The organism is Micromonospora sp. DT44, from assembly GCF_049841635.1.
Lineage (GTDB): Bacteria > Actinomycetota > Actinomycetes > Mycobacteriales > Micromonosporaceae > Micromonospora.
This window is the reverse complement of record NZ_JBNCKS010000006.1, coordinates 16174-33516: the sequence shown is the minus strand read 5'-3', so window position 1 is coordinate 33516 and position 17343 is coordinate 16174. Positions and strand designations below refer to the sequence as shown.

The window sequence follows — 17343 nt, the reverse complement described above, 5'->3', positions numbered from 1 at the left end:
CCGTCGAAGGCCGCCGCCCGCCCGGCCCAACGTCGCCGCTCGTGCTCGTCGTAGGCGGTGGTCACCACAGCCGTACCCCCATGGATCGTGACGGTGCCGCCACCGTAGCCGAGGCCGAGGGTTCAGTGGGTACGGCGGACCGCCCGACGCCGTTGACTAGGATTGGCGCAGTCATGCTTCTACGGGTGCTCGGGCCGCTCGAGGTCGAGGTCGACACCGGCGGACCGACCGACCTCGGCGGCCCCCGTCAACGCGCCGTGCTCGCGCTGCTGCTGGCGGCCCGCGGCGAGGTCGTCTCCGTCGGCCGGATGATCGAGTTGCTGTGGCGGGGGGACGCCCCACCACGGGCGATCGTCTCGCTCCAGGCGTACGTCTCGCACCTGCGCCGCGTGGTGGAGCCGACCCGCGAGCGCCGGGCGCCGGCGGGGGTCCTGGTCACCGTGCCACCCGGGTACGCCCTGCGGGTGCCGGCCGACGCTGTCGACGCCAGCCGGTTCGAGTCGCTGCTGGCCGAGGCCCGCGCGGTCAGCGCGACCGACCCGGAGGCGGCCCGTCGGCTGCTCCGCGCCGGGCTCGACCTGTGGCGCGGCCCGGCGTACGCCGAATTCGTCGGTGAGCCGTGGGCGCAGCCGGAGGTGCTGCGGCTGGAGGAGCTGCGACTGGTCGCCCGGGAGCTGCTGGTCGACGTGACCATGCGCGGCGGCGACCCCGCCGAGGCGGTGCCGGAGGCGGAGCTGCTGACCCGCCAGGCGCCACTGCGGGAGGAGGCGTGGCGGCTGCTGGCCCTGGCGTTGTGGCGTACCGGCCGGCAGGGGGACGCGCTCGCCGCGCTGCGGCGGGCCAGGGCGACCCTGGTGGACCAGCTCGGCCTGGACCCCGGTCCGGCGCTGGTCGAGGTCGAGGCCGCGATCCTGGGCCAACGCCTGGACCTGCTCCCGCCGGCCGCCGCGACGACGGCCGTCGGGGCCGAGCGGCCGGAGGAGATGTTCGTCGGCCGGGAGGCCGAGCTGGCGGCTCTCGGACAGGCAGCCGCCGAGGCGCGGGTACGTGGCCCGCGCGTCGCGCTGGTCAGCGGGGAGGCGGGCGCCGGCAAGACGCGTCTGCTCAGCCGGTTCGTCGAGGACCTGAGCGCCACCGGCTGGCTGGTCGCCCTCGGTCGCTGCCCGGAGGTCGAGGGCGCCCCGCCGGCCTGGGCGTGGGTCGAGGCGCTACGGCACCTCACGCTCCAGGCGCCGCCCGGTGCTCTCGCCCCGGCGCTCGCACCGCTGCTCGACGAGGGCGACGGGGAGGTCGGTGGGGACGTCACCGCCGGCCGGTTCCGGCTGCACCGCGCCGTGGCCGCCTGGTTGGACGCCGCGGCCGCCGGCCGACCGGTCGCCGTCGTGCTCGACGACCTGCACGCCGCGGACGCCGAGACGCTGCTGTTGTTGACCAGCGTGGCCGAGACGACGGCGGGCGCGGTGCTGTTCGTCGCGGCGTTACGGCCCGCCGACAACGCCGAACGGCTCGCCGACACCATGGCCGTCCTGGCCCGCCGGTCGCCGCAGCGGATCGCGCTGGGCGGTCTGACGACGCCCGAGGTCGAACGGCTGCTCGGCGCGCTGGCCAGGACCACCGTCGATCCGGACACCGTCGCCGCGCTGGCCGAACGCACCGGCGGAAACCCCTTCTACGTCCGCGAGTCGGCCCGGTTGCTCGCCGCCGAGGGCACCCTCGTCGCCACCTCCGACGTGCCCGAGGGCGTACGCGACGTGCTGCGCCGGCGACTCGCCCACCTGCCGTCGGCGGCGGTGTCGGTGCTGCGCCTCACCGCGACCGTGGGCCGGGAGGCGGACGTACGGACACTCGTCGACGCCTCCGGCGCCGACGAGGGCACCGTCCTGGGCGGGCTGGAGGCCGGGTTGAGCGCCGGTCTGCTCACCGAGCCGGCGCCGGGACGGGTCCGCTTCGTCCACGGTCTGGTCTGCGACACCATCTACCGCGACCTGCCGCAGCTACGCCGTACCCGCCTGCACGCCCGGATCGCCGCCGTCACCCGCCGGCTCGACCCGGACGACTATCCGGCCCTGGCGTACCACTACTCGCGCGCCGCGTCGACCGACACCGCGCCGCTCGCCGTCGAGTACGCCGTCCGCGCCGCCGAGCTGGCCGAACGTCGGTACGCGTACGACGCCGCCATCGAACTGCTCGGCAACGCCGTCGACGCGGCCGCGTCGGTGCCCGGGGACCGGGACGCGCTCCGGGTCGACCTGCTGGGCCGGCTGCTGCGCGCCCAGGCCCGGGCCGGTGCGGTGGCCGCCGCCCAGCAGACGCGGACGCGGGCCGTCGACATCGCCATCGCGGCCGGCCGCGACGAACTGCTCATCGCGGCCTTCACCGCGTGGACCGTGCCGAGCCCCTGGCTGCGACACGAGTACGGCGCTGTGGACCACACGGCCGTCGAGCTGCTCACGCGGCTGTTGCGCGCCGACCACCTGGACCCGGTCACCCGGTGCCGGCTGCTCGACGCGCTCGCCACCGAGCTGGACGGTGAAGCGGACCCGCGCGGCGTGGCGGCCGGCCGGGAGGCCGTGGCGGTCTCCCGGCGGCTGGACGATCCCGAGCTGCGCGCCCTCGCGCTGGCCGCCCGCGCCCGCACCATGAACTACGAGTTGGAGGCCCCGCAGCGCCTGGAGTTGGCCGGGGAGCTGCGGGACCTCGCCGACGAGCACGGCCTGGTGACCTGGCGCTGGGTGGCCGAGCAGGTGGTCGGTCACTGCGCCGCCGCGCTCAACGACCCGGAGCAGCTCCGGGCCAGCGTCACGCGGCAGGGGCAGCTGGCCGAGACGTACCAGCTCAAGGAGGCCCAGGTGCTGCACCTGTGCTCCTTGGCCGTGCTCGCGCACGTCGCCGGTGACTTCGGGACCGCGCGGAGGCACTACGACGAGGTCGCCGAGCAGATGCGGCGGCAGGGATCGCTGCACGCCGAGGCCTTCCACTACCTCGCCGTGGCGACCCTGCTGATGAGCCAGGGGCGTTTCGGCGGGCACGTGGAGGCGACGCGCAGGATGCGACCGTCGTTGGGGCCGATCGTGGACGACCTGCTGGCGTTGGCGCTGATCGAGAGCGGCCGGGTGGACGAGGCACGGGCCATGCCGATCGGCCGGCACACCTACCGCCCCGACTACTTCCAGTCGTCCCTGCTGAGCGTACGGGCGATGGTCATCGTGGCCCTGGGCCGGCGGGACCTGGCGCAGCCGGTGATCGACGCGCTGCTCCCGTTCCGTGATCAACTGGCCGGGCTCCCCACCACGGCGGCCGTGGTACGGCCGGTCGCGCTGACCCTCGGGGAGCTGTTCCGTCTGACGGGTCGTACCGAGGAGGCCGCGGAACACTTCCGGCTGGCGGCGGCCCTGGCGCGGCGGTGGGAGTCGCCGCACTGGCTGGCCCAGGCGACGGCGGCGCTGGCCGACTGACTCCTGCCCGGTTCCAAGTGGGTTCCAAGTGGCGGCGCGAATGATCGTCGTGTTCGACCCGTTGAATCCTTGGAAAGGGAATCGTGAACCAGACCCACCAGGAAGCGATGGCCGACGTCCGCGACATGTACATGGTGCACATCATGTTCCGTCGCGAGCTCGGCCTGCTCCCGCAGCTCGTCCGCGACGTACGGCCCGACGACGCGAAGCGCGCGGAGGTCGTCGGCGCCCACGCCGCGCTCCTGTGCCAGCAGTTGCACCTGCACCACGAGGGTGAGGACCTCTTCCTGTGGCCGCTGCTCGCCGAGCGAGGTGGCGCGGAGGCGGCCACCGTCGTTCCCGCGATGCAGGCCCAGCACCACGCCATCGAGCAGGCCTACGAGGCGGTCGTCGCGCTGCTCCCCGCCTGGCGTCGGACCGGACACGACGGCGCGGCGGTGGCCGACGCCGTGGAGCAGCTCCGGACCGTCGCGGCCGAGCACATGGCCCTCGAAGAGGCCGAGATCCTGCCGATGGCACAGCGGTACGTCACCGCGGCCGAATGGGCGAAGCTCGGTGAGCACGGGCTCAACGACACCCCGAAGAAGGACCTGCCGCTGATCTTCGGGATGGCGATGTACGAGGGCGACGCCGCGGTGATCAAGGCGGTGCTCGCGCACGCCCCGCTGCCGGCGCGGCTGCTCATGCCGATCGTCGGACCGCGGCTCTACCGCACGTACGCCAAGCGCGTCCACGGCACGGCCACGCCCCCACGCATCGGCGCGAACGCGAGCTGAACCGTGGGATCGACCGCGCCGACGAGGGGGTGGCGCGGTCGACACCTGACCGCGCGGGGACGCGCGGTCAGGTGTCGGCGAGGAAGGCCAGCGCCCGGGGCCAGACCGCCGTGGCGGCGTCCGGGGCGTACTCGGTCAGGGCCGGGTCGGTGAACAGGTGGCCCACGCCGGGGTAGCGGAACACCGTCAGATCGGCGCCGGCGGCGGTCATCGCCCGTTGCCACTCGTCGATTTCGTCCGGCGCGTCGTACGGGTCCGGGTCGGCGACGTGCAACTGCACCGGCAACCCGGGCCGCACCACGTCCGGTGCACCGCCGGTGCCGTGCAGCAGGAGCAGACCGGCGGCGTCGGGGCGTTCGGCGAGGAGCGCCCCGGCCACCCCCGCGCCCATCGAGAAGCCGGCGAGGACCGTCTGCGGCGGCAGGTCGCGCAGCGCCGCGCGGGCCCGGTCGAGCACCAGCTCGTGACCGATCTTGTCGAGCAGCGCGAAGCCGTCCTCGACGGTGTCGGCGGCGGGAACGCCGTACAGGTCGGGGGTCGTGACCTGGTGCCCGGCAGCGCGCAACCGGTCGGCGGCGGCGCGGACGGCGGGCCGCAACCCGTACACGGAGTGGAACAGCACGACGTGGCGCATCCGGTCATCCTGCCGCCGCCGGGCCGCCGACCGGCAGGGACACGCGGGGGATGGCTCAGACCAGCGCCGCCAGCCGGGCGATCAGGGCCGACGGCGGTGGCATCGCGGCGATCTCCTGGCTGACCTGCACGGCGGCGGTCCGCAGGGTCTCGTCGGTGAGGAGCCGGGTCAGCGTGCGCGCGGTGATGTCGGCCGGGCGGGACGCGAGACCCGCGCCCCGGCGAGCCACCAGCTCCGCGTTGTGCCGCCGGTCCCCCGGGCCGACGGTGGCCAGTTGCGGCAGGCCGGCGGCGAGGGCGCCGAGCGCGCTGCCCGCGCCGCCGTGATGGACCAGCGCCGCGCTCGCCGGCAACGCCTCGTCGAGCGGGATCCAGTCGACGACCCGGACGTTGTCGGGCAACGGACGGGCCGCCGTACGCCGGTCGGGTCGGACCAGCACGATCTCGGCGTCCACGTCGGGCGCGGCCGCGACCACGGCGGGCATCGGGCCCCGGTCGCCGGGGCCGGTCAGGGTGCTGCGGGTGACCAGGATCCGGGGCCGCCCGGCGGGCTCGCGCAGCCAGTCCGGCAGCTCACCGCCGCCCACGTAGGAGGTGTGGCGCATCGGCCAGCCGTCCTGGGTCGCGACGCTGGGTGGCGCCACGGCGAGGGCGGCGGCCGGGGCGGGCAGCTCGGACAGGCCGTGCCGGCGCAGCGCGGCGCCGAGCCGGGCGACGGTGGCGGCGACCAGCTCCCGGCCGTCGAAGAGGCTGTTCTCCTGGCGTACGGCGGGCACGCCCAGCCGTGCGGCGGCCACCGCCCCGGCGACCGCGAACGGCTCGTGGAGCACCAGGTCCGGTCGCCACCGCGTCGCCAGCGTGACGACCGGATCGGTGAGCTGGTCGTTGAGCGCACCGAAGAGCAGCCCCGCGCCCCGGGTGTCGGCGGTGCCCGCCATCTCGGCACGGGCGATCAGCGGATGGCGGAGAAAGACCCGCCGGGCGATCCGGCCAAAGTCGAAGCCCGGCGCGATGTCGTGGACGGCCAGACCGGCGTCGGCGGCGGCCAGGGCGCCGCCGCCGGTGGCCAGCAGCACGTCGTGGCCGGCGTCGCGCAGCGCGACCGCCAGCGGCACCAACGGGAAGGCGTGCCCGACCAGCGGAGCGGAGACCACCAGCACACGCATGGCGTCGATCCTATGTCGACAGGAGCGGTCCCGATGTCCCGCTGACCGGGGCGTCGCGTGCCTCCTTGTACGGCGATCCCGGGTACCGTACGCCCGTCGTCGGGCTGACCGCGCGGTCAGCGGACGGCCGGCAGCCGGTGCAGGGCGTCGACCAGTGGGGCCAGCTCGGGGGTGGCGTGCGCCTCGGCGAGCGCGTCGGTGAGTACCCGGTCGTGGGTGGGCCGGGCGCGAGCGAGCAGCTCGGACCCGGCCGGGGTCAGCTCGGTGTAGATGCCGCGCCGGTCGTCGGCGCAGAGGATGCGGGTCAGCAGTCCGCGCTGCTCCAGCCGGGTGACCAGGCGGGTGGTGGCGCTTCCGGAGAGCGCGGCGGCGCGGGCGAGTTGGCTCATCCGCATGTGCCAGCCGTCCTGACGCGAGAGCGCGTCGAGCACCGTGTACTCGACGACGGACAGCTCGTGGCCGGCCTGCAACGCCCGTTCCAGGGACGCCTCGATGAGCCCGTGCAGGGCGGCGAGGGTGCGCCAGCCCTGGGCGCGAATCTCGACCGCGTCGTCGGCGATGCCCATGTCGGCCTCCTCGGGGTGATCTGACCGCAGCTCAGGCTACCACGCTTGCGCTTGAATAAGGCGTGTGCAAGCATCTCGTTGTTAACGCGTGTAGTTGCACACGCTGCACATCCGACCCCTCCCCGATGGGAAGACCATGTCCGCACGCCAACAGTCCCTGCCGCCCGGCCTGATCGCGCTGGCCATCGGCGCCTTCGGTATCGGTCTCACCGAGTTCGTGATCATGGGGTTGCTGCCCGAGGTGGCCGCCGACTTCGCGGTCACCGAGCCGGTCGCCGGCTGGCTGATCTCCGGCTACGCGCTCAGCGTGGCCGTCGGCGGAGTCGCTCTCACCGCGGCGGTCACCCGACTGCCCCGCAAGCCCGTACTGCTCGGCCTGATGGTGCTCTTCATCGTCGGCAATCTCCTCTCCGCCGTGGCCGGGAACTATCCGGTGATGATGGCCGGTCGCGTCGTCGCCGCGCTCTGCCACGGCGCGTTCTTCGGCATCGGCGCCGTGGTGGCCGCCGGCCTGGTCGCGCCGGCCCGTCGCGCGGGCGCCATCGCCATGATGTTCGCCGGACTGACCATCGCGAACGTGCTCGGCGTACCGTTCGGCACCTTCCTCGGGCAGCACTTCGGCTGGCGCTCCACGTTCTGGGCGATCACCGCCATCGGCGTGGTCGCCCTGATCGGGTTGGCCGTGCTCATCCCGGCCCGCGACACCGCCGACGCCGACCGCCCCGCCGGCGGGCTGCGCGGCGAGCTGGGAGCCTTCACCCACACCCAGGTCTGGCTGTCGCTGGTGATCACCGTCCTCGGCTTCGGCGGAATGTTCGGCGCGTTCACCTACATCGCCTACACCCTCACCGAGGTCAGCGGCTTCGCCAGCGGCACGGTGCCGTGGCTGCTCGTCCTCTTCGGGGTGGGCCTCTTCGCCGGCAACCTGCTCGGTGGCCGGGCGGCCGACCGGTCGCTGTCGCGCACGCTGGTCACCGTCCTGGCGGCGCTCACCGTGGTCCTCGTCGGCTTCGCGCTGACCGCGACGAGCCCGACCCTGACCATCGTCGCGCTGGTGCTGATGGGTGGGTTCGGCTTCGCCACCGTTCCGCCGTTGCAGATGCGGATCATGCACTACGCCCGCCAGGCACCGACCCTGGCGTCCGGCGCGAACATCGCCGCGTTCAATCTCGGCAACGCGCTGGGCGCCTGGATCGGCGGGGTGACGATCGCCGCCGGGTTCGGCTACACCTCGCCGATCTGGGCCGGCGCGGCGCTCACCCTGGCCGGCCTGCTGGTCCTCGTCGGGGCGCTGCGGCTGGCCCGGCGGAACGAGCCGGCGCGAACTGCCGACGATGAGCTGACGAGCGCGGCGGCCTGACCGCCGGGACGACGACGCCGGGTCGGGCGGTTGCCTGACCCGGCGTCACCTCGATCATCGCCCTGCCATCTTCTCGCAATTGCAAAAGATGTGCAACAAGGTCTGGACAACGCTCCGGTGCGGTAACTAGCCTTCCTCGCATGAGTCCTTACATCACCGATCCGTGGGCATGGCAGGAGAGCTGGGACCGCCAGCAGGAGGCGTACCTGCCGGACCGGGAACACCGGTTCACCGCCATGCTCGACACCGTCGACGCGGTCGTCGACGGTCGAGCGCCGCGCGTGCTCGACCTGGCGGGTGGCACCGGGACCATCTCGCTGCGCACGCTGGCCCGCTTCCCCGACGCCGAGGTGACCCTGGTGGACCTCGATCCGGCGCTGCTCGCCATCGCCCACGCCTCGCTCGGCGCTCGCGCCACGATCGTCACCGCCGACCTCGGCGCCCCCGACTGGCACGCCGCGCTCCCCCATCGCGACTACGACGCCGTCCTCACCGCCACCGCCCTGCACTGGCTGCCGGCCGACCGGCTCGGGCAGCTCTACGCCGAACTGCGCGACGTGCTGCGCCCGGGCGGCGTCCTCGTCAACGCCGACCGCATGCCCGACGACGCGCTGCCGGAGCTGACCAAGCGACTCCTGGACCGGGCACGTGACCGGCGCGAAGCCCGCTACGCCGCCGGCTCGACGCTGTCCTGGTCGGACTGGTGGGCCCGCGCCGGCGCCGACCCCGCGCTCGCTCCGCTCGTCGCCCAGCGGCAGACGATCTATCCGAGTGGGCACAGCCCCGAGTGGACCCCGCCGGCCTCCTGGCACCTGACCGCCCTCACGGCGGCCGGCTTCGACCAGGTCGGCACCCTCTGGCGAGGCGGCGCGGACGCCGCCGTCGCGGCCGTCCGCTGAGGCCGACACGCGCGGCCGCCGGCGTCCGTGAGCCGTACGCGGACACCGCCGGCGGCGGCAGTACGCTGAGAACCCGTGGCAGAGCCGCTAGACCCGCGCACCGACCCCGACGTCGACCTCCGGGTGCCCGCCGACCGGGGTGAGCTGACCGCACACCCCGCGACGATCCTCGCCGCCATCGCGGCGGGCGGCGTGCTCGGCGCGATGGGCCGGGCCGGCCTGCAACACCTCGCCCCGCACGCGTCGACCAGCTTCCCGTGGGCGACGTTCGCCGTCAACACGTCCGGCTGTCTGCTGATCGGCGTGCTGATGGCGGTGCTCGGGCACCTCGGCGGCGGACACCCCCTGGCGCGCCCGTTCCTCGGGGTCGGGGTGCTCGGCGGGTTCACCACCTTCTCCACCTACGCGGTCGACATCCAGCAGGCGCTGGTCGCGGGCGCTGCGGGCATCGCACTGGCCTCCCTGGCCGCGACGCTGCTCGGGGCGCTCGTCGCGGTCGCGCTGGGCGACGCCGTCACCGCCCGACTGCTGAGCGGCGCGGCGGCCCGATGACCGTCCTGCTCATCGCCCTGGGCGCGGCCGTCGGCGCTCCCCTGCGCTACCTCACCGACCGGGCCGTGCAGTCCCGGCACACCTCGGCGTTCCCCTGGGGCACGTTGACCGTCAACGTGGTCGGCTCGCTGCTGCTCGGCGCTCTCGTCGGCGTCCCGGTGGGTCCGGCGGTCAGCGCACTCGTCGGCACCGGATTCTGTGGGGCGCTGACCACCTACTCGACGTTCAGCTACGAGACGCTGCGGCTGGCCAGGGGTGGCCGCCGACTGCTCGCGCTGGCCAACGCGGCGGGCAGCGTCGCCGCCGGGCTCGCCGCGGCCAGTGCCGGCTACGCCCTGACCCACGCCCTCACGGGCTGACCCGTCCCACCAGCACGCCCCCGGCCAGGGGCGATGCCGAACACCCTGAGGGTATATACGCGAGGTATACCCTCGGTGTAGTCTCCTCGGCATGAGCGTGCCACTGACCCTGCTCGGTCTCCTCGAACGAGAACCCAGCCACGGCTACGACCTGAAGCGCGACTACGACGCCTTCTTCGGCCGGGGCAAGCCACTGCCGTTCGGACAGGTCTACTCGACCCTCAGCCGCCTGGCCCGCGACGGCAAGGTGGTGATCAGCGACGTCGCACCCGGCGCGGGGCCCGACCGCAAGCGCTACATCATCACCGACGTCGGCGCGACCGAGGTCGAGCAGTGGTTGACCCAGCCCGTCGACCCGGAGCCGCACCTACAGACGGTGCTCTTCGCCAAGGTCGTCCTCGCGCTGATGCTGGACCGGCCGGCCGCCGACTACCTCGACACCCAGCGCAGGGCACACCTGCACCGGATGCGCGAGCTGACCGAGATCAAGCGCGCCGGCAACCTGGTCGACGCGCTCCTGGCCGACCACGGCCTCTACCACCTGGAGGCGGACCTCAGGTGGATCGAGATGACCGGCGCCCGACTGGACGCCCTGCGCAAGGAGGTGCGGCCATGAGCGTCGTCATCGAAGCCCGCAACGTGACGTTCGCCTTCGGACAGACGCCCGCCCTGCGGGGTGCGACCATCAGCGTCGACACCGGCGAGATCGTCGCGATCATGGGGCCCAGCGGCTCGGGCAAGTCCACCCTGCTGCACTGCCTGGCCGGCATCCTGGTGCCCGACTCCGGCGAGATCCTCTTCGACGGGGCACGCGTCGACGCCATGGACGAGAGCCGGCGCAGCGCTCTGCGCCGGGACCGGTTCGGCTTCGTGTTCCAGTTCGGTCAACTCGTCCCCGAGCTGACCGCCGTGGAGAACGTCGCGCTGCCGTTGCTGCTCAGCGGCGTACACCGCAAGCAGGCGCTGCCGAAGGCGAGCGCCTGGTTCGCGCGCCTCGGCCTGGACGGCCTGGAGCAGCGCCGCTCCGGCGAGCTCTCCGGCGGGCAGGCGCAACGCGTCGCCCTGGCCCGCGGCCTGGTCGCCGAGCCGCAGGTGCTCTTCGCCGACGAGCCGACCGGCGCGCTCGACTCGCTCACCGGCGAACAGGTGATGGACCTGCTGGTCAGCGCCGCCCGCGAGCAGGGCACCACAGTCATCCTGGTGACCCACGAAGCGCGGATCGCCGCGTACGCCGACCGCGAGGTCATGGTCCGCGACGGGCGCGTGAACGCGCCGGAACGGATCGCCTCATGATCCGCTTCGGTCTCCGCCTCGCCGTGGCCGGTGGCCGGGAGGCACTCACCCGCCTGCTCGTCATCGCCGCCGCCGTCGCGATCGGCAGTGGGCTGCTGCTGACCACCCTCGCCGGAGTCAACGCCGTCGACGCCCAGCTCACCCGATACGCGTCGATCTATCCCCACGCCTTGACGACCGGTGCTGCCGACAAGCTGTGGTGGTCGACCCGGGACGACTACTTCCACGGCGAGCAGATCATCCGGATCGACGTCGCCGCCACCGGATCGACCGCGCCCGTCCCGGCGGGCGTCCCGACCACTCCCGGCCCCGGTGAGTACTACGTCTCGCCGGCGCTACGGGACCTGTTCGCGGCACAGCCGGCCGATCAACTCGCGAACCGGTACCCGGGGCGTGACCTCGGCACCGTCGGACCGTCCGGGCTGACCTCACCGGACACCCTGCTCGCCATCGTGGGCGGCACACCGGACAGTGTCGGCAAGCTGCCCAACGCACGGCAGGTCGACGACCTCGGCGACACGCCCGCGCTCCCCGAGACCACGGTGGATCTCATCCTGGGTGTGGTCGCCGGCGGGTTGCTGTTCCCGGTGCTGATCTTCATCGGCACCGCCACCCGGCTCAGCGCCGCCCGCCGGGAGCAGCGCTTCGCCGCGATGCGCCTGGTCGGCGCGACACCCCGGCAGATCTCGCTGGTCGCCGCGGTGGAGGCGGGCCTCGCCGCCGTCGTCGGCACCGCCGTGGGCTTCGGCCTGTTCTACGCCTTCCGCGATCCGCTCGCGGGCATCCCGTTCACGGGCATGCCGTTCTTCCCCGGCGACATGTCCCTCACGGGGGGGGACATTTCGCTGGTGGCGCTCGGCGTCCCGGCCGGCGCGGCGCTGGCGGCCCAGATCTCGCTGCGCCGGGTACGGATCTCGCCGCTGGGCGTCACCCGACGGGTCACCCCCCGGCCACCGCGCGCGTACCGGCTGATCCCCATGGCGCTCGGCGTCGCCGTGCTGGTCTTCGCCATCAGCTTCCGGCCCGCGACGTCCGACGGCCAGGCGGCGGTGTTCCTGCCCGGCCTGCTGCTCATCATGGCCGGCCTGGTGTTCGCCGGCCCCTGGTTGACGATGGTCGGCGCCCGGGTGATGGCCCGGTACGCCAACCGCCCGGCCACGCTCATCGCCGCCCGTCGCCTCGCCGACAACCCGAAGGCGGGCTTCCGGGCGATCAGCGGCATCATGCTCGCGCTCTTCGTCACCAGCGTCGCCGTCGGTGTGATCACCACGATCGTCGACGAACGTGGCCCGGCCCCGCGCGGCTCGATCGACGCGGGCACGGTCACCACCGTCTTCGACGAGAAGACGACGGCGGCGCCGGACACGCTCCTCGCCGAGCTGCGGGCGATCAGCGGCGTGTCGTCCGCGACCGCGATCCGGGAAGCCCCGGACATCAACACCGGCAGCGAGGGCGGGGTGATCGCCTGCGCCGACCTCCCGAACGCGTACGGCCGGTGCGCCGAGGGCGCGAGCGTCATCGAGGTGCCGTTGGGCCTGAGCCGCTGGGAGGAGTCGGCATCGCCCGCGACGGTCTGGAGGGCGGCGCCGCTCACCCTCGACGAGCTGCGGCGACTGCCGGTGGTGGCGGTCGTGGTCGGCACGGACGGCTCAACCGCCGCCATCGAACGCACCCGCACGCTGCTCGAGATCGCCTACCCGACCTTCTGGGTGGGGCCGAACGTGCCCGGCGACTTCGAGTCGGACTTCGCCGACACGCTGCGCGGCTGGGAACAGCTGGCGAACGTCATCATCATCGCCAGCCTGGCACTCGGCGGGTGCAGCCTCGCGGTAAGCGTGATCGGCGGCCTTACCGAACGTCGTCGCCCGTTCAGCCTGCTGCGCCTCAGCGGCGCTCCGGTACGGGTACTGCGCCGGGTCGTCGCCCTGGAGAGCGCGGTGCCGATGCTCGCGGTCGCCGCCGTCGCCATCGGAATGGGCCTGCTCGCCGCGCACCTCTTCCTGCGGGCACAGATGGGCTACACGCTCGTCGCGCCGCCGCCGCGCTTCGCGGTGATCGTCGTCCTCGGCCTGACCGCCTGCCTGGGTGTCATCGCCTCGACCATGCCGCTGTTGGAACGCGTCACCGGCCCGGAGACGGCCCGCAGCGAGTAAGCGTCAGGGCCCGGTGGCCACCGCGATCGCCCCATGCCCATGGTGATGGTGGTGGCCCACCGGGTCGTCGGGGTGGTCGTGCGGTTGCTGCGGGCGGCCCACCTTGTCGGCGAAGCCGGGCATCAGCACCCGATACGCGCAGGTGTCGCAGTTCATCCGGATGTCCCCGCCCAGCGCTTCGTCGTAACGTTCGCGCACCAGGTCGGCGAGGGCGTCGCAGTCGCCGATCACCTCGGCGACGCGGACGTCCAGGTCGGGATGGGCGGCGGTGAACTCCGCCGACTGGGCCACGATCCGGTCGGGCAGCACCCCGGCGAACAGGAAGTACGGCGCGACGACGATCCGCCGCGCGCCGAGCCGGCGCAGCCGTTCCAGCACCGCCGGCACGGACGGTTCGGCGAGGGAGATGAACCCGGGCTCGACGCCGGCGTACCCGCGCCCCTCCCAGAGCAGCCGGGCGACCTTGGCGACCTCGGCGTTGGCGTCCGGGTCGGTGGAGCCCCGGCCGATCAACGCGACCCACGTGCCGGTCCGATCGGCGTCCGCCAACGCGGCGTCGATGCGCTCCTCGATGGCCGTGTGCAGCAACGGGTGGGGGCCGAGCGGACGCCCGTAGCGGTACGTCAACCCGGGGTGCCGCTGCTGCTCGCGGGCCATCGCGGCCGGGATGTCGCCCTTGCCGTGCCCGGCGCCGGTGAGCACCAGCGGCAGCGCGACCAGGTTCCGGTGGCCGCGCGCGACGAGCGCGCCGACCGCGTCGGTCAGCGGCGGACGGGACAGCTCGATGAAGCCACCCTCGACGTCGCCGATGTCCGCACGGCGGCGGACCCGCTCGACGAGCGCCGCGAACTGGTCGACCCCGGCCGCGCTGCGCGTGCCGTGCCCGACGATGACCAACCCGGTCATGATTTCTCCTCGCTGTAGAGCAGGGCGTTGAGGGCGGCGGCGGCGACCGCCGAACCACCCTTCTCGCCCACGTTGGACACCCCGGGCAGGCCGCTGGCCCGCAGCGCCGCCTTCGACTCGGCCGCGCCCACGAAGCCGACCGGCAGGCCGACGACCAGCGCCGGGGCGGCGTCCAGGGTGAGTAGTTCAACGAGCGCGGTCGGCGCGCAGCCGACCACCCAGACCGCGCCGGAGCCGACCCGGTCCAGGGCGATCCGCACCGCCGCCGCCGAGCGGGTGATGCCGGCCGCGCGGCCCAGCTCGGCGGCGGCCGGCTCGGCGACCGGACAGACCAGTTCCAGGCCGGCCCGGGTGATGCCGGCGGCGACCATCGCGACGTCCGTCACCACGGGTACGCCCGCGCGCAGCGCGGCCAGTCCCGCCTCCAGGGCCGCCTCGTCGCAGACCAGGTCGTCGACGTACGCGAGGTCGGCGCTGGCGTGCACCACCCGCTCGGTGACCGCCCGACTCAACGGCGGCAGGTGCGACAGGTCGACGCGCTCGCGCAGGATGCGGTACGACTCGACCTCGATGGGATGCACCATCCGGCTCATCGGGCTCCTTCCCAGGGCTCGGCCACGCGGATCGCGTCGACCGGGCAGATCTCCAGGCACTCCAGGCAGCCGGTGCAGCGGTCGGCCAGTACCGTGAGGCCGCCGGCGACCGGCCTGATCGCGTGCGTGGGGCAGGTGCGCAGGCACGCGCCGCAGCCCTGGCAGGCGTCGATCGTCACGAGCGCCACCGGTACCCCCGAGGTGTGACCATCCGCCCGGCGACCAGCCGGGTGTCGCTGTTGCCCACCACGACCACGCTGTACATGTCGACGACGGCCGGATCGAACGTCGCCACCGTCGTCAGGTGCACGCGCTCGCCGGGGCGGCTGGCGTTGCGCACCACCCCGACCGGCGTGTCCGGTGGCCGGTGCCCGGCGAGGATGCCGAGCGCCTTGCCGAGCTGCCAGTCGCGGGCGCGGCTGCGCGGGTTGTAGAACACCGTCACGAAGTCACCCTCGGCGGCGGCGGTCACCCGTCGCTCGATGACCTCCCACGGAGTGTGCAGATCGGACAGACTGACGTAGGCGTGGTCGTGCCCGAGCGGCGCGCCGAGCAGCGCCCCGGCGGCGAGCGCGGCGGTCACCCCGGGCACGCCCACCACGTCGATCCGCTCGTCGGCGTACTCGAGGGCGGGACTCGCCATCGCGTACACCCCGGCGTCGCCGGACCCGATGAGCGCGACCGCCCGGCCGGCGGCGGCCTCGGCCACAGCGGCCCGGGCCCGCGCCTCCTCCGCGCCGAGTGAGCTGGCGAGCACCCGCGTGCCCGGCCGCAGCACGTCGCGGACCTGGTCGACGTACTGGTCCAGGCCCACCACCACGGCCGCGCGGCGCAGCTCCGCCACCGCCCGGGGAGTACGCAGGTTGGGGGCGCCCGGCCCGAGGCCGACGACGGCGAGCCGGCCGCGCGGCGCGTGCCGCGCCACCGCCACGGTCGCCATCGCCGTCGCGGTCTTGCCCACCAGCAGCGTCCCGTCGCCGGCCCGGCCGTCCGCGCCGAGCAGGGCCGCGGCCTCCGCGACGCTCGGCGTGCCGACCGCTGCCCGGACCACCTCGCTGGGGTGCGGCACGTCGACCGCGGCGAGGCGCGTCGCGGGCCAGGTCACCAGGGGTACGCCGAGCGCGTCGGCGGTGCTGCGGATGCCCGCCTCGTCGGCCTTGATGTCGGCGCTGGCCAGGCAGCTCAGGCTCGCCGGGTCGAGGCCGGCCTCGGCCAGCACCCGGTGCAGCAGCTCGGCAACCTCGGCGGCCGGTACGCCCCGACTCGCCCCGACACCGGCGACCAGCGACGGCGGTCGCAGCACGGCGGTCCGCGCGTCGATCGGCACCACCCGATCGGTGACCAGCAACCGGTACCCGCCGTCGGCCGTAGCCCCGCCGGTGGGACGCACGTTCGGTGGCAGGGCGGGTAGCGGCCAGGCGGCGTCGGCGACCAGCTCGACCGGCTCACCGTCCAGGATCGCCCGGGACACTGCGGCGACCGCGCCCCGCACGGGCCAGCCGAGGGTGTCCAGCCCGGGCAACCCGACCGCGTCGGTGGCGGTGGTGACCACCGGTCGGGCGTCCAGCAGCGCGCCGACCCGCTCGGCGAGATCGTTGCCGCCGCCGGCGTGACCGCCCAGCAGTGCCACCGCGTGCCGGGCCGCCTCGTCGACGACCACCACGGCCGGGTCGGTGCGCTTGTCGCCGAGCAGCGGCGCGAGGACGCGTACCACCGCGCCGGTGGCCAGGAACGCGACCACCGCGTCGCATTCCGCCCAGGCGGCGCGTAGCGCGTCGGCGACGCCGTCGCCCTCGACCAGCCGGGCGTGCGGCCAGGCGGCGGCGAGGGTGTCAGCGTGCCGCCGACCGGCGGCGGTGGCCGCCACCAGGCCGATCCGCGCCGGAGTGTTGTCGTTCACGGGCGCTCCCCGGTGAGGACGACCACCGGATTGGTGGCCGCGAGACGGATCGACCCGCCGGGCAGGTCGGCGAGGCGGGCGGCGGCGAGCTGGCTGCCCTCGACCGTGTAGCCGGCGGCGCGCAGCAGCGCCACCGCCGGCGCGACGCGGTCCAGCGCGGCCAGGGTGAGCACGATCCGCTCGGGGCGGCGGGCCACCACGGCGGTGAGGACGTCGACGCCGCCGCCACCCACGAAGACCGCGTCCGGTTCGGGCAGACCGTCCAGCGCCGCCGGGGCACGCCCGACGACGATCCGGACGTCGACGGCGTGCGTGGCGGCGTTGTCCCGGATCGTCGCGGCGGACGTCGGGTCCTGCTCGACGGCGAGCACGGCCGCGCCGAGCAGCGCGCACTCGATGCCGACGGAGCCGCTGCCCGCGCCGACGTCCCAGACGAGGCGGCCCAGCCGGGGGCGCAGCCGCGCGACGACCAGGGCACGCACCTCCGACTTGGTGATCATCGAGTCGCGGTGGGTGTACCGGCTCTCCGGCAGCGCCCAGCCGCCGACCGGCGCGGCGGCCGGCTGGTTGTCGACGCGCATCCCACCGACCGCGACGGGTTCGGGCGCGGGCACGGCCCAGGCGGGCGCAGACCCGGACACGGCGGGCTCGGGCACGGCGGGCTCGGGCACGGCGGGCTCGGGCACGGCGGGCTCGGGCACGGCGGGCTCGGGCACGGCGGGCTCGGGCACG

Annotated in this window: 16 protein-coding genes and 1 pseudogene; 9 read left to right on the top strand and 8 right to left on the bottom strand. The window is 74.4% G+C overall.

The window, feature by feature from the left end; translation table 11 throughout:
* Positions 1-185: 185 nt before the first annotated feature.
* Together ACLQ25_RS05040 and ACLQ25_RS05035 are read left to right on the top strand one after the other, a co-directional pair.
* A complete protein-coding gene (locus tag ACLQ25_RS05040) occupies positions 186-3455 on the top strand; it encodes a BTAD domain-containing putative transcriptional regulator (protein ID WP_425729526.1) in 3270 nt (1089 codons plus the stop codon).
* A gap of 83 nt (positions 3456-3538) precedes the next feature.
* Positions 3539-4231: a hemerythrin domain-containing protein gene (locus tag ACLQ25_RS05035; protein WP_425729524.1), complete on the top strand. Its 693-nt coding sequence runs from the start codon at positions 3539-3541 to the stop codon at positions 4229-4231.
* Between the two features lie 67 nt (positions 4232-4298).
* Here the strand turns inward: ACLQ25_RS05035 and ACLQ25_RS05030 are convergent, their stop codons facing one another.
* The 3 genes from ACLQ25_RS05030 to ACLQ25_RS05020 all read right to left on the bottom strand — a co-directional run bounded on the left by ACLQ25_RS05030 (position 4299) and on the right by ACLQ25_RS05020 (position 6596).
* On the bottom strand, positions 4299-4865 hold the full coding sequence (locus ACLQ25_RS05030) for a dienelactone hydrolase family protein (RefSeq protein WP_425729522.1): 567 nt from the start codon (positions 4863-4865) through the stop codon (positions 4299-4301).
* Positions 4866-4920: 55 nt separating this feature from the next.
* Positions 4921-6030 carry a nucleotide disphospho-sugar-binding domain-containing protein gene (locus ACLQ25_RS05025; RefSeq protein WP_425729520.1) on the bottom strand — a complete coding sequence of 370 codons (1110 nt, stop codon included), beginning with the start codon at positions 6028-6030 and terminating at the stop codon, positions 4921-4923.
* Between the two features lie 116 nt (positions 6031-6146).
* Positions 6147-6596: a MarR family winged helix-turn-helix transcriptional regulator gene (locus ACLQ25_RS05020; RefSeq protein WP_357118380.1), complete on the bottom strand. Its 450-nt coding sequence runs from the start codon at positions 6594-6596 to the stop codon at positions 6147-6149.
* Between the two features lie 136 nt (positions 6597-6732).
* Between ACLQ25_RS05020 and ACLQ25_RS05015 the strand changes: the two genes are divergently transcribed.
* The 7 genes from ACLQ25_RS05015 to ACLQ25_RS04985 all read left to right on the top strand — a co-directional run bounded on the left by ACLQ25_RS05015 (position 6733) and on the right by ACLQ25_RS04985 (position 13212).
* Entirely contained in the window at positions 6733-7956 is a 1224-nt protein-coding gene (locus ACLQ25_RS05015) for an MFS transporter (RefSeq protein ID WP_425729517.1), read from the top strand.
* Between the two features lie 140 nt (positions 7957-8096).
* Positions 8097-8855 carry a class I SAM-dependent methyltransferase gene (locus ACLQ25_RS05010; protein ID WP_425729515.1) on the top strand — a complete coding sequence of 253 codons (759 nt, stop codon included), beginning with the start codon at positions 8097-8099 and terminating at the stop codon, positions 8853-8855.
* A gap of 75 nt (positions 8856-8930) precedes the next feature.
* Positions 8931-9407 carry a fluoride efflux transporter FluC gene (locus ACLQ25_RS05005; RefSeq protein WP_425729513.1) on the top strand — a complete coding sequence of 159 codons (477 nt, stop codon included), beginning with the start codon at positions 8931-8933 and terminating at the stop codon, positions 9405-9407.
* Positions 9404-9766, top strand: a complete 363-nt coding sequence (gene crcB / locus ACLQ25_RS05000) for a fluoride efflux transporter CrcB (protein ID WP_425729511.1) — start codon at positions 9404-9406, stop codon at positions 9764-9766. Before ACLQ25_RS05005 ends, crcB begins: the two co-directional genes overlap by 4 nt.
* A gap of 91 nt (positions 9767-9857) precedes the next feature.
* On the top strand, positions 9858-10382 hold the full coding sequence (locus tag ACLQ25_RS04995) for a PadR family transcriptional regulator (protein WP_357118364.1): 525 nt from the start codon (positions 9858-9860) through the stop codon (positions 10380-10382).
* Positions 10379-11059, top strand: a complete 681-nt coding sequence (locus ACLQ25_RS04990; RefSeq protein ID WP_425729509.1) for an ABC transporter ATP-binding protein — start codon at positions 10379-10381, stop codon at positions 11057-11059. The genes ACLQ25_RS04995 and ACLQ25_RS04990 overlap by 4 nt, the downstream gene beginning before the upstream one ends.
* Positions 11056-13212, top strand: coding sequence for an FtsX-like permease family protein (locus tag ACLQ25_RS04985; protein ID WP_425729507.1), 2157 nt, complete (start codon positions 11056-11058; stop codon positions 13210-13212). Before ACLQ25_RS04990 ends, ACLQ25_RS04985 begins: the two co-directional genes overlap by 4 nt.
* A gap of 9 nt (positions 13213-13221) precedes the next feature.
* Here ACLQ25_RS04985 and ACLQ25_RS04980 read toward each other — a convergent pair.
* From ACLQ25_RS04980 to cbiT, 5 genes and pseudogenes are all read right to left on the bottom strand, one after another.
* A pseudogene (locus ACLQ25_RS04980) lies at positions 13222-14118 on the bottom strand (sirohydrochlorin chelatase); the annotation flags it as partial.
* Positions 14115-14711, bottom strand: coding sequence for a precorrin-8X methylmutase (locus ACLQ25_RS04975; RefSeq protein ID WP_425729505.1), 597 nt, complete (start codon positions 14709-14711; stop codon positions 14115-14117). The gene ACLQ25_RS04975 and the pseudogene ACLQ25_RS04980, both read right to left, overlap by 4 nt.
* Positions 14708-14899: a DUF362 domain-containing protein gene (locus tag ACLQ25_RS04970; protein WP_425729503.1), complete on the bottom strand. Its 192-nt coding sequence runs from the start codon at positions 14897-14899 to the stop codon at positions 14708-14710. The genes ACLQ25_RS04975 and ACLQ25_RS04970 overlap by 4 nt, the downstream gene beginning before the upstream one ends.
* Positions 14887-16611, bottom strand: a complete 1725-nt coding sequence (cobJ, locus tag ACLQ25_RS04965) for a precorrin-3B C(17)-methyltransferase (RefSeq protein ID WP_425729501.1) — start codon at positions 16609-16611, stop codon at positions 14887-14889. The genes ACLQ25_RS04970 and cobJ overlap by 13 nt, the downstream gene beginning before the upstream one ends.
* A partial coding sequence (cbiT, locus tag ACLQ25_RS04960) for a precorrin-6Y C5,15-methyltransferase (decarboxylating) subunit CbiT (RefSeq protein ID WP_425729499.1) occupies positions 16608-17343 on the bottom strand: 736 nt, incomplete at its 5' end. The genes cbiT and cobJ, both read right to left, overlap by 4 nt.